2 protein-coding genes are annotated in these 13,510 nt (G+C 72.8%); both read left to right on the plus strand.

Translation table 11 applies throughout. The features are described from left to right. The first annotated feature begins 10 nt into the window (after positions 1-10). A complete protein-coding gene (locus ACFWIA_RS34435) occupies positions 11-13,108 on the plus strand; it encodes an amino acid adenylation domain-containing protein (RefSeq protein WP_387011214.1) in 13,098 nt (4,365 codons plus the stop codon). Between the two features lie 8 nt (positions 13,109-13,116). Next, on the plus strand, positions 13,117-13,510 hold a 394-nt coding region (locus ACFWIA_RS34440; RefSeq protein WP_387011215.1), incomplete at its 3' end, for a condensation domain-containing protein.

Below are 13,510 nucleotides of genomic sequence, written 5' to 3' on the forward strand. Positions count from 1 at the left end.
GGTGGGGCGTGTGGATGATCAGGTGAAGGTGCGGGGGTTCCGTATCGAGCCGGGTGAGGTCGAGGCGACGTTGGCCGGGCACGAGTCGGTGGGCCGGGCGGTCGTGGTCGTGCGCGAAGACCAACCGGACGTGAAACGCCTCGTCGCCTACGTGGTGCCCGCGGCCTCCGCGCCCGCGCCGGTGGACGGCAAGGCGTTGCGGAACTTCGCGGCGCTGACCCTGCCCGACCACATGGTGCCGTCGACGATCGTGGTCCTGGACGCCGTGCCGCTGACGCCCAACGGCAAGCTGGACCGGGCCGCCCTGCCCGCTCCGAACCAGGAATCGACCTCCGGCCGGACGCCCACCACCCCCCTGGAGGAGATCCTCGCCGGACTGTTCGCCGAGGTCCTCGGAGCGGACCTGGTCGGCGTCGAGGACTCGTTCTTCGAACTCGGCGGTGACTCGCTGCTCGCCATGCGGCTGGTCGCGTCGATCCGCGCGGCCCTGGACACCGAGGTCGGCATCCGCGAACTGTTCACCGCTCCGACCGTGGCCGGTCTCGCCGCGCGGATCACCGAGGTCCCGGGACGTCCGGCACGGCCCGGGATCGTCGCCCGGGAGCAGCGTCCCGTCGAATTGCCGCTGTCGTTCGGACAGCAGCGGATGTGGTTCCTCAACCGCCTGGAGGAGTCGGGTGCCGCCGCGGCCTACAACATGCCGTTGGCGCTGCGACTGACCGGTGTGCTGGACACGGCCGCGCTGGAAGCGGCCCTGGGGGACGTGGCCGACCGGCACGAGACCCTGCGCACCGTCTTCCCCGCGGTGGAGGGCGTCGCCCGACAACTCGTCGTCGACGGACCCGACGGGCGCCCCGCCTTACGTACGCGGGCGGTCACGGAAGCCGAACTAGCACGTGTCATGGCGGAGTTGGCGAATGAGCCGTTCGATCTGACTCGGGACCTGCCGTGGCGGGCCGAGTTGCTGGCGGTCTCCGATTCGGAGTCCGTTCTGCTGCTGCTCGCCCACCACATCGCCGTCGACGGCTGGTCGATGGGCGTCCTGTCCGAGGACCTGCGGACCGCGTACGCGGCGCGCCTCGACGGTGCGGCACCCGACCGGTCCCCGCTGCCGGTCCAGTACGCGGACTACGCGCTGTGGCAGCGTGAGACGCTCGGCGAACTGACGGACCCGGACAGCCTGTTGAACTCCCAGCTGGGCTACTGGCGGACGGCGCTCGCCGGACTGCCCGACGAGTTGAACCTCCCCGCGGACCGGCCCCGACCCGCTGTCGGAACGTTCGGCGGCGGCTGGGTCCCGATGACGGTCGGCCCGGACACCCACGCCGGGCTCGCGGCCGTCGCCCGCCGCGGTTCGGCGACGGTGTTCATGGTGGTGCAGGCGGCACTGGCCCTGCTGCTCAGCCGGCTCGGCGCGGGCACCGACATTCCCGTCGGCACACCCGTCGCGGGGCGCCCCGACCCGGTGCTCGACGACCTCGCCGGGTTCTTCGTGAACACCCTGGTGCTGCGCACGGACACGGCGGGGAACCCGACCTTCGAGGAGTTGCTCGCCCGGGTCCGGGAGGCGGACCTCGCTGCCTTCGCCCATCAGGACGTGCCGTTCGAGAGGCTGGTGGACGACCTCAGCCCGGCCAGGTCGCTGTCCCGGCACCCCCTGTTCCAGGTGCTGCTCACCGTGGACAACACGCCCGGCGCCGAGGCCTCTTGGGACCTCGACGGTCTGGACGTCCGTCCCGTGCTGGCCGACGAGTCGTTCTCGGCCCGCTTCGACCTCTCCCTCGGGCTGGTGGAACGCCGCGACGAGCAGGGCGCGCCCACCGGCATCGAGGGCGGCTTCCAGTACGCGGTCGACCTGTTCGACGAGGACACCGCCCGCACCCTCGCCGTGCGGCTGGAACGGCTCCTCGACCAGGTGGCCCGGGCCCCGGGCCGGCACGCCGACGAGTTCGAGGTCATGAGCGCCGACGAGCGCGACCTCGTCGTCCGGACCTGGAACGACACCGGGCGGACCGTCGAACCCACCACCCTGCCGGACCTGTTCGTGGCGCAGGCCCGGCGGACCCCCGGTGCGGTGGCGGTCACCGACGAGGGGTCCACCCTGTCGTACCGGGAGCTGGACGAGCGCGCCAATCAGGTCGCGCACTGGCTGGGCGCCCGCGGGGTGCGCCCCGGGAGCCGGGTCGCGCTGCTGCTGGAGCGGTCCGTCGACCTGTCGGTGGTGCTGTGGGGCGTGCTGAAGGCCGGGGCCGCGTACGTTCCGGTGGACCCGGACCATCCGGCGGAGCGCATCGCGTACGTCCTGGACGACGCGGCGCCCGCCGTGGTCCTGTGCACCGCCTCCACCGGCGGCGACCGGGCGGGTGCCGACGGCTGGACGGTGTGGGACGCGCCCGACACCGTCCGGGACGTGGCCTCGTACCCCACCACGGCACCGGGCACCCCGCCCACCCCGGGCACCGCGGCGTACGTCATCTACACCTCGGGTTCCACCGGCCGTCCGAAGGGCGTGGTGGTCAGCCACCGGTCCATCGCCAACAAGCTGCTGTGGATGCAGGACACCTACGGCCTCACCGCCGAGGACCGGGTGCTCCAGAAGACGCCGACGGGTTTCGACGTCTCCGTGTGGGAGCTGTTCTGGCCGCTGCTCACGGGCGCCGCACTGGTGATGGCGCGGCCGGGCGGGCACCGGGACCCGGCCTACCTGGTCGACGTCGTGCGACGCCGCGCCGTGACGGTGATCCACTTCGTGCCGTCGATGCTGGGGGCGTTCCTCCAGGAGGTCGGCCCGGAGGACTGCCCCGGACTGCGGCGCGTCTTCGCCAGCGGCGAGGCCCTCACGGGCGAGCTGGTGGCGGAGTTCCGCGAGCGGATCGGGGTGCGCCTGCACAACCTGTACGGACCGACCGAGGCGGCGGTCGAGGTGACCGCCTGGGACGGCACCGACGGGGCACCCGCCGGCCCCGTGCCGATCGGCCGACCGGTGTGGAACACGCAGACGTACGTACTGGACGACTCCCTGCGGCCGGTTCCCCCGGGAGTGTCGGGTGAGCTCCACCTCGCGGGCGTGCAACTCGCCCGCGGGTACGCGGGGCGCCCGGGGCTGACGGCCGAACGCTTCGTCGCCTCCCCGTTCGGTGCCCCCGGCGAGCGGATGTACCGGACGGGCGACCTGGCGCGCTGGACCAAGGACGGCGAGCTGGTCTATCTGGGCCGGGCCGACGACCAGGTGAAGATCCGCGGCTTCCGCATCGAGCTGGGCGAGGTGGAGTCCGTCCTCGCCGCGCACCCGTCGGTCGGCCAGGTGGCGGTGGTGGTCCGGGAGGACCAGCCGGGTGTGAAGCGCCTGGTGGCCTACGTCGTTCCGGCGGGCGAGGGCGTCGACACGGAAGCGCTCCGGGAGCACGGTTCGCTGACCCTGCCGGAGTACATGGTGCCGGCCGCGTTCGTCGTCCTGGACGCCCTGCCGGTGACGGTCAACGGGAAGCTGGACCGGGCCGCCCTGCCCGCCCCGGAGATCCGGGTGTCCGCGGGCCGGGGCCCGCGGACCCCGGTGGAGGAACTGTTCTGCGGCCTGTTCGGCGAGGTGCTGGGCCTGGACCGGGTCGGCGCGGAGGACTCGTTCTTCGAGCTGGGCGGCGACTCGATCATGTCGATGCTGGTGGTGGCGCGGGCGCGGCGGGCCGGCGTGGTGATCACGGCGCGTGAGGTCTTCGAGCGGAAGACCCCGGCCGGGCTCGCCGTGGTCGCCCGGGAACTGTCGGGCGCCGGGACACCGGACGGAACCGCGGTACCGGCGGTCGGCGCGGTGCCGTTGACACCGGTGATGCGCGAACTGGTCGAGCGCGCCGGGCCGGTGGCGTTGACGGGCACCTTCTCCCAGTCGACGGTCGTGGAGGTGCCGGCGGGCTTGGACCTGCCCCGACTGGAGGCGGCGCTCCACGCGGTCGTGGACCACCACGACGTCCTGCGCGCCCGACTGGAACTGGTGGACGGCGCACCGGACCGACTGACCGTCCCCGACGCGGGAACCGTCACCGTGCCGGTGGACCGTGTCGACGCGACCGACGGGGACCTCACCGCACTGATCCGCGGCGCCGAGCGCACCGCCGTGGAGCGACTGGACCCGGTCACCGGCCCGATGATCCGCGCGGTCTGGTTCGACCGGGGATCCGACGCGACCGGCCGACTGCTGCTCGTGGTGCACCACCTCGCGGTCGACGGGGTGTCCTGGCGGGTCCTCGTACCGGACCTCGCCGCGGCCTACGAGGCCGCGGGCGAACCGTCGGCGGACCACCGCCCGGACCCGGTGGGGACGTCGTTCCGCCAGTGGGCGCTGGCGCTCGCCCGGGAGGCCACCAGCGCCGACCGGCTGGCCGAACTCCCGCAGTGGACGGCGATCCTGGCGGGTTCGGACGCCCCGCTCGGCGGCCGGGCACTCGACCCCGCCGTCGACACGGCCGCCGCGGGCACCCACCAGGTCGAGGTGCGGGTCCCGGCATCGGTCACCGCCGAGCTGCTGACCCGGGTGCCCGCCGCCTTCCACGCCGGGATCGAGGACGTCCTGTTGGCCGGCCTGGTCGCCGCGGTGCAGGAACGGCGCGGCACCCCCGGTCCCGTACTGGTCGACGTGGAGGGCCACGGCCGGGAGCCGCTCGCCGAGTTCATGGACCTCACCCGCACGGTCGGCTGGTTCACCAGCTCCCACCCGCTGCGCCTGGACGCCGAGGGCGTCGACGGCACGGAGGTCCGGGCGGGCGGCCCGGCGGCGGCCCGGCTGCTGAAGACGGTCAAGGAACAGATCAGGGCGGTCCCCGGGGACGGCCTCGGCTACGGCCTGCTCCGGCACGCCAACCCCGCGACGGCAGCCGCCTTCGACGCCCTGCCCAGCGCACAGATCGGCTTCAACTACCTGGGCCGCTTCACCACCAACAGCAGCAACACGGGCGGCAGTTGGAGTCCCGACTCCAGTGCGGTCCTCGGTGGCGCCGCCGACCCCCGGATGGCCCTGCTGCACGCCCTCGAAGCCGGTGGCCTGGTCCGTGACCTGGCGGACGGGCCCGAGATGACCCTCAGCCTGGGCAGCCCCGCCGGACTCTTCGAGCAGCGGGCGCTCCAGGAACTCACCTCCCGCTGGGTCGCGATGCTGACCGGTTTCGCCACCCGTGCCGCCGACCCGGCCGGCGGCGGACACACCGCCTCCGACTTCCCGCTCGTCGACCTCGACCAGCACGAAGTGGAAGAGCTGGAGGAAGCGGTCCCCGACCTGACCGACATCTGGCCGCTGTCCCCGCTCCAGGAAGGAATGCTCTTCCACGCCCGGTACGACGAGGGCACCAAGGACGTGTACGTCGGCCAGCGGACCCTCGACCTCGAAGGCGACCTCGACCCGGCGACCCTCCGCGCCTCCTGGCAGGCCCTGCTGGACCGCCACGCCAGCCTGCGCACCGGAATCCGCCAGCGGACCGGCGCGGGCACCCCGGTCCAGGTGGTCGCCACCGGCGTCCGGCCGCCCTGGCGGGAGGTGGACCTGTCGTCGCTGCCCCCGGCCGAGGCGCAGACCGAGGCACTGCGGCTCGCCGCGGAGGAACACACCAGGTTCGACCTCACCACCCCGCCCCTGCTGCGCTTCCTGCTCCTGCGGACCGGGCCGTCCCGGCACCGCCTCGTCATGACGATGCACCACATCGTGCTGGACGGCTGGTCGATGCCGTTGCTGTTCGGCGAACTGTCCGAGGTCTACGCGGCCGGCGGCGACGCCTCCGCACTGCCGCCCGTCACCCCGTACCGCGACTACCTGGCCTGGCTGGACCGCCAGGACCGCGAGGTCTCCGCCGAGGCGTGGCGGACCGCCCTGTCCGGCGCCACCGAACCCACCCTGGTCACCCGGATGGACCGGGACGCCGAACCCCTGCGCTCCCAGCACGTCACCGCCCTGCTCGACGCCCGGGTCACCACCGCACTGCGGGAGACGGCGAGGGCCCACGGCCTCACCCTGAACACCGTGGTCCAGGGCGCCTGGGCGGTGCTCGTCGCCCTGCTCACCGGCCGCGACGACGTCGTCTTCGGGACCACCGTCGCCGGGCGGCCGGCGGAGATACCCGGGGTCGAGCGGATGCTCGGGCTGTTCATCAACACCGTGCCCGTCCGGGTCCGCATCGACCCCGGGCAGAGCGTCCTCGACCTGCTCACCGCCCTCCAGGCCGAGCAGGCCGGACTCATCGCCCACCAGTACACCGGCCTCACCGAGATCCAACGCCTGGCCGGCCCCGGGGCGACCTTCGACACCCTCGTCGTCTACGAGAACTACCCCCACGACCCGGACTCCGGCGAACAACTCGGCGGACTGCGGATCACCGGGGGCAGCGGCGACGAGGCCAGCCACTACCCGCTCACCCTGATCGCGTCCCCGGCCGACCGACTCGAACTGCGCCTCGACTACCGGCCCGACCTCTTCGACGAGGCGACCGTGCAGACCCTGGTGGACCGCACCCGGCGCATCCTCACCGAGATGGCCGCCGCCCCCGACGCCCCGACCAGCCGCATCCGCTTCCTCCCCGCAGCCGAACACGAGCGGCTGGTCACCCGGTGGAACGACACCGCGCACCCGCTGCCCGACGCGACCCTGCCGGAACTCTTCGAAGAGCGGGCACGCCGCACCCCGGACGCCATCGCCGTCGACCACGACGGCACCCCCACCACCTACGCCGAACTCAACCGCCGCGCCAACCGACTGGCCCACCGGCTGATCGCCCTCGGCGTGGGCCCGGAACACCGGGTCGGCGTACTGCACCGCAGGTCCCCGGAACTGATCGTGTCGATCCTCGCCGTGCTGAAGGCCGGCGGGACCTACGTGCCCCTGGACGCCGAAGCCCCCGCCGACCGACTCCGCCGCATCGTCGACGACGCCTCGGCCACCGTCCTGCTGACCGACCGCGCCCTGCGCACCTCCGCGGCGGCCGAGCGCGCCGACACCGTCGTCCTCATCGACGCCGAACCGTCCGACACGGCCCGGGAACCGGCGACCACCGCCCCCGACCCCGCCGCCGACCCGGTCCGCCCCGGCCACCCCGACCGGCTCGCGTACGTGATGTTCACCTCCGGCTCCACCGGCGTCCCCAAGGGCGTCGCGGTCAGCCACCGCGCGGTGATCGGGCTGGCCCTGGACCCCCGCTGGGACGGCAGCGGCAGCCGGGAACGCGTCCTGCTGCACTCGCCGCAGTTCTTCGACGCCTCCACCTACGAACTGTGGGTCCCCCTCCTCGGCGGCGGCACCCTCGTCGTGGCACCCCCGGACGTGGACGCCCGCGCCCTGGAACGCCTCGTCCCCGACCGGGGGATCACCGCGCTGTGGCTGACCGCCGGACTGTTCCGGCTCCTCGCCGAGGAAGCCCCCGGCTGCTTCCACGGCGTCCGCGAGGTGTGGACGGGCGGCGAGGCCGTGCCCGCCGCAGCCGTCCGCCGGGTCCTCGAAGCGTCCCCCGGCACCACCGTCGTCGACGGCTACGGCCCCACCGAAACCACCACCTTCGCCACCGCCCACCCCCTCACCCGGGCCGACCGGGTGCCCGACTCGGTCCCCATCGGCCGCCCGATGGCCAACATGCGGGTGTACGTGCTCGACGGCGCCCTGCGGCCCGTGCCCGAAGCGGTGCCCGGCGAGCTGTACATCGCCGGGACCGGCCTCGCCCGCGGCTACCTCGACCGCTCCGCCCTGACCTCGGAACGGTTCCTCGCCGACCCCTTCGCACCCGCCGCCGGCACCCGCATGTACCGCACCGGCGACGTCGTACGGTGGCTACCCGACGGCACGCTGGAGTTCGTGGGGCGCGCCGACGACCAGGTGAAGGTCCGCGGGTTCCGCATCGAGCCCGCCGAGATCGAGGCCGTCCTGACCCGGCACCCCGCCGTCGCCCAGGTCGGCGTGCTCGCCCGGGAGGACACCCCGGGCGTCAAGCGCCTCGTCGCCTACGCCGTGCCCAGGACGGACGCCGACCTCACCGGACTAAGGGAGTTCGCCGCCGAGCACCTGCCCGATTACATGGTCCCCACCGTGGTGGAACTGGACGCCCTGCCGCTCACCGTGAACGGCAAGCTCGACCGGGCCGCCCTGCCCGCCCCCGAGTACGCCACCGCCGCCGGACGGGCACCCGCCACCGCGGCGGAAGAAGCGCTCTGCACGCTCTACGCCGAGGTACTGGACTTGGAGCGGGTCGGCCCCGACGACTCCTTCTTCGACCTCGGCGGAGACTCCCTGCTGGCGATGCGGCTCGTCGTCCGCGTCCGCGCGGTCCTGGACACCGAGATCACCGTACGGGAGCTGTTCGGCAGCCCGACCGTCGCCGCACTCGCCCGCCTGGTCGAGGCCAACGAGGACGGCACCCGCACCGGCCTCGTGGCACGCGAACGCCCCGAGGTCCTCCCGCTGTCGTTCGGACAGCAGCGCATGTGGTTCCTCAACCAACTCCAGGAGAGCGGAGCCCAGTCGGCCGACAACGTGCCGCTGGCCCTCTGGTTCTCCGGCCCCCTGGACGTCGAAGCCCTCGAAGCGGCCCTGCGGGACGTCGCCGACCGGCACGAGACCCTGCGCACCGTGTTCCCCGCCACCGGCGGCAGCCCGCGCCCCCGACTGCTCGACTCGGCGCCGCCGCTGCGTGTCCGCGAGGTCACCGCAGCCGAACTGCCCGACGCACTGGCCGACGCCGCCACCCGCGGCTTCGACCTCGCCCGTGACCTGCCCTGGCGAACGGAACTCCTGGTCCGCACGGACCTCACCACCACGGACGCCGACGGAACCACCACGGACACACCGTCCGGAAGCGCCGCCGAGTACGTCCTGATGCTGGTCGCCCACCACATCGCCGTCGACGGCTGGTCCATGGGCGTACTCGCCGGCGACCTGCGCACCGCCTACGGGGCCCGCCGCGACGGCTCCGCCCCCGACTGGCAGCCGCTGCCCGTCCAGTACGCCGACTACGCCATCTGGCAGCGCGAGGTCCTCGGCGACCTCGACGACCCGGACAGCCTGATCAGCGCCCAACTCGCCCACTGGCGCGACGCCCTCGCCGGAATCCCCGAGGAACTGGCCCTCCCCACCGACCGGACCCGCCCCGCCATCCCCACGTTCCGGGGCGGCTCCGTACCGCTCGACCTCGGCCCGGCCACCCACGCGGGCCTGCTGGACGCGGCCCGACGAGGCTCCGCCACCCTGTTCATGGTCGTACAGACCGCCCTCGCCATGCTGCTGACCCGACTCGGCGCCGGCACCGACATCCCCGTCGGCACCGCCGTCGCCGGCCGCGGCGACTCCGCACTCGAAGAACTCGCCGGGTTCTTCGTCAACACCCTGGTACTGCGGGCCGACACGACCGGCAACCCGACGTTCGAGGAGCTCCTGACCCGGGTCCGGGAGGCGGACCTCGCCGCCTACGCCCACCAGGACGTGCCCTTCGAGCGGCTCGTCGACGACATCGGAGTCGAACGCTCCCTCGCCCGCCACCCCCTGTTCCAGATCATGCTGGTGCTCCAGAACATCCCCACCGCCGAATGGGGACTGCCCGGACTGACCATGCACCAACAGGAGTCCGAAACCCTCCCGGACGCCGCCCTTCCGTCCCGCTTCGACCTCTCGGTCAACCTCACCGAACACCACGACGACCACGGCGCACCGGCCGGCCTCGGCGGCGGCGTCCAGTACTCCGCCGACCTGTTCGACGGAGCGACGGTCAAGACCCTGGCCGAACGGCTCGCACGGGTCCTGGACCAGGTCGGCGCCGACCCGCGGCTGCGCCTCGCCGACCTCGACGTACTGGAACCCCACGAGGAACGCACGGTCGTCCAGGACTGGAACGCCACGGAACGGGAGCTGCCCGCCTCGACGGTCCCGGCCCTGTTCGCGGCGCAGGTGGCGCGCACACCCGACGCGCCGGCCGTAGTGGGAGGCGAAGCGAACTGGTCCTACGCCGAGTTGGACGCCCTCTCCGACCGCGTGGCGGGGTGGTTGGCGAGCCGCGGTGTGGGCCCGGGCGGCCGACTGGGCGTGCTGATGGACCGCTCGCCCGAGCTGGTGGCGGTGCTGCTCGGCGTACTGAAGTCGGGCGCGGCGTACGTGCCGTTGGACGCGGCGCATCCCGTTGCCCGCCTCCGGGGCGTGGTGTCCGAGGCAGGCGTTCCGGTGGTGGTCGCGGATCGGGCGTGGGAGGGGCTGGAGACGGTCCCGGTGACCGACCTCCTGGAGGCCGCTCCGCTGGCTTCGGCGCCCGTGGTGTCTGCGGACGGGCTGGCGTACGTGATGTACACGTCTGGTTCGACGGGTCGCCCGAAGGGTGTCGCGGTCACGCATCGCAACGTCGCGGCGTTCGTGGCGGATCGGGCGTGGCGCGACGATGTGGTGGAGCGGGTGTTGGTGCAGGCCAACCACGCCTTCGATGCGTCGACGTACGAGCTGTGGGTGCCGCTGACGCGTGGTGGCCAGCTGGTGGTTGCTCCGTCAGGTGATCTGGACGCGGCTCAGCGCGGTCGGTTGATCGCCGATCACGGGGTCACCAACGTCCACGCGACTGCGGGCCTGTTCCGGGTGTTGGCGGAGGAGTCGCCGGAGATCTTCGCCGGTGTCCGCGAGGTCTCGACAGGCGGTGACGTGGTCTCTGCGTCCGCGATCCGCGCTCTCCTTGATGCGCACCCCGATCTGGTCGTGCGGACGACGTACGGACCGACCGAGACGACCGCGTTCACCACCGAGATTCCGTACACCTCATCCGACGTCGTGCCCGATGCCGTGCCGATCGGCCGGCCGATGGACAACAGTCGGGCGTACGTCCTGGACGAGTTCCTGCGTCCGGTCCCGCCCGGTGTGACGGGTGAGCTGTATCTATCGGGTGCTGGTCTGGCCCGTGGTTACGACGGTCGTCCGGGTTTGACCGCTGAGCGTTTCGTGGCCTCGCCGTTCGGCGGTGGGCGCATGTACCGCACGGGCGACCTGGCCCGTTGGACGGCCGACGGTGAGCTGCTGTTCGCGGGCCGCGCGGACGATCAGGTGAAGATTCGAGGCTTCCGGATCGAGCCGGGTGAAGTGGAGTCGGTCCTTGCCGCGCACGAGTCGGTGGGGCAGGCCGCGGTGATCGTGCGTGAGGACCAGCCGGGGGCCAAGCGGCTCGTCGCGTACGTCGTCGCGGCGGGCGACTCGCTCGACACCAACGCGCTCCGCGAACTCGTCGCGGGCAGGTTGCCGGAGTACATGGTGCCGTCCGCGGTCATGGCGCTCGACACCCTGCCCGTCACGGTGAACGGCAAGCTCGACCGGGCGGCCCTGCCCGCGCCCGAGGTGACGGTGTCGGCGGGTCGCGGTCCGGAGACTCCGGTCGAGGAACTGCTCTGCGGCTTGTTCCGCGACGTCCTGGGCCTGGAGTGGGTGGGCGCGGAGGACTCGTTCTTCGAGCTCGGCGGCGACTCGATCATGTCGATGCTGATGGTGGCGCGGGCCCGGCGGGCCGGCGTGGTGATCACCGCTCGACAAGTGTTCGAACGGAAGACCCCGGCCGCGCTCGCCGCGGTCGCCGTGACCACCGATGCCCACGAGGCGGGCGCGGGCCCCCGAGAGGACGACATCGGCACGGGACGGGCCCCGCTCACCCCGGTGATGCTGGACCTGGTGGAGCGGTCCGGCCCCGCGGCGCTGACCGGGGTGCTGTCCCAGTCGATGCTGATCGAAACTCCCGCCGGTCTCGACCTGCCCCTGCTGGAATCGGCCCTCCAAGCAGTGCTGGACCACCACGAGATCCTGCGCGCCCGGCTCGTCACCGACGACTCCACCTACCTGGAGGTGCCCGGACCGGTCCCGGCGGCCGAACGCCTACTGCGGGTGGACACCGCCGGGCTGGACGTCGACACGGCCGCCGAACTGCTCCAGGTGGAGGGGCGCCGCGCGGTGGACCGGCTCGACCCGCGGGCCGGCGCGATGCTCCAGGCGGTCTGGTTCGACGCGGGACCCGACGCCCCCGGGCGCCTGTTGCTGGTGGCCCACCACCTGGTGATCGACGGAGTCTCCTGGCGCGTGCTCGTGCCCGACCTCGCCGCCGCAGCCGCGGCCCTGGCCGACGGCGGGACCCCGGACCTGGTGCGCGGAACGTCCTACCGCCGCTGGGCCAGGACCCTGGAGAACGAGGCGTTGAGTGCGGAGCGGACCGCCGAACTGTCCACCTGGACGCGTTCTCTGCGCGGACCCAACCCCTTGCTCGGCAAGCGCGCACTCGACCCCGCGGTGGACACCGTGGCCGCCGGGGTGCGGCTGATCGAGGCCAGGCTCCCGGTTCCGGTCACGAACGACCTCCTCACCCGTGTCCCGGCGGCCTTCGACGCCGGAGTCGACGACGTGCTGCTCGCCGGCCTGGTGGCAGCCATCGGCGAATGGCGGCGCCGCAAGGGGCGCAACCTCGCGGGCGGTGTACTGGTCGACATCGAGAGCCACGGCCGTGAGCCGCTCTCCGACGACATGGACCTCACCCGTACGGTCGGCTGGTTCACCAGCAGCCACCCCGTGCGCCTCGACCCCGGCACCACCGAGTACGCAGCGATCCGCTCCGGGGGCCCCGCGGTGGCCCGACTGGTCCGCCGGGTCAGGGAGCAGTTGCGGGCCGTGCCCGGCGACGGACTGGGCTTCGGGCTGCTGCGCCACCTCAACCCCAAGACCTCCGAGGCGCTGGCCGGGCTACCGAGCCCCCAGATCGGCTTCAACTACCTGGGCCGGTTCGGCGCCGGCCAGGCGGACCCGCAGGGGGACACCGCCTGGCAGCCGGCCGGGGACTCGGTGCTCGGCGGCACGGCCGATGCGGACACTCCCGCCGCCCATCTGCTGGAGGCGGGCGGCATCGTGCGGGACCTGCCGGAAGGCCCCGAGCTGACGGTCTCCCTGGTCTGCCCGGTCGGACCCCTCGACCAGGCGGCCCTCCAGGACCTGATCGACGGGTGGGTGGCGATGCTCACCGGGCTCGCGGCCCACCATCCGGAAACGCACCAAGACAAGCAGGCACCTTCGGACTTTCCGCTCGTCGCCCTGGCACAGAGCCAGATCGATGCGCTTCAGAGCAAGCTCTCAGGCGAGAAGGAGTGAGTGACGCAGTGAGCGAGTTGCGTATCGAGGACGTGTGGCCCTTGTCCTCCCTTCAGGAAGGGCTACTGTTCCACTCCCAGTACGACGAGCAGGCCGAGGACGTCTACGTCGAGCAGTTCGTGACCGGTCTGGCTGCTCCGCTGGACCCCGCGGTTCTGCGGGCGTCCCTCCAAGCGCTCCTTGACCGCCACGCCAGCCTCCGGGTGGGGTTCCAGCAGCCCGCCGGAATGCAGCAGTTCGTGCAAGTCGTGGCCCAGGGTGTGGAGTTGCCGTGGCGTGAGGTGGATCTTTCGGGGTTGTCGGTGGGGGAGGCGGGGGTTGAGGCTGGGCGGTTGAAGGAGGAGGAGGGTGGTCGGCGGTTTGATGTGGGTGTGCCGCCTTTGTTGCGGGTGTTGTTGTTGC

This window comes from Streptomyces sp. NPDC127068 (assembly GCF_042724695.1).
Taxonomy (GTDB): domain Bacteria; phylum Actinomycetota; class Actinomycetes; order Streptomycetales; family Streptomycetaceae; genus Streptomyces.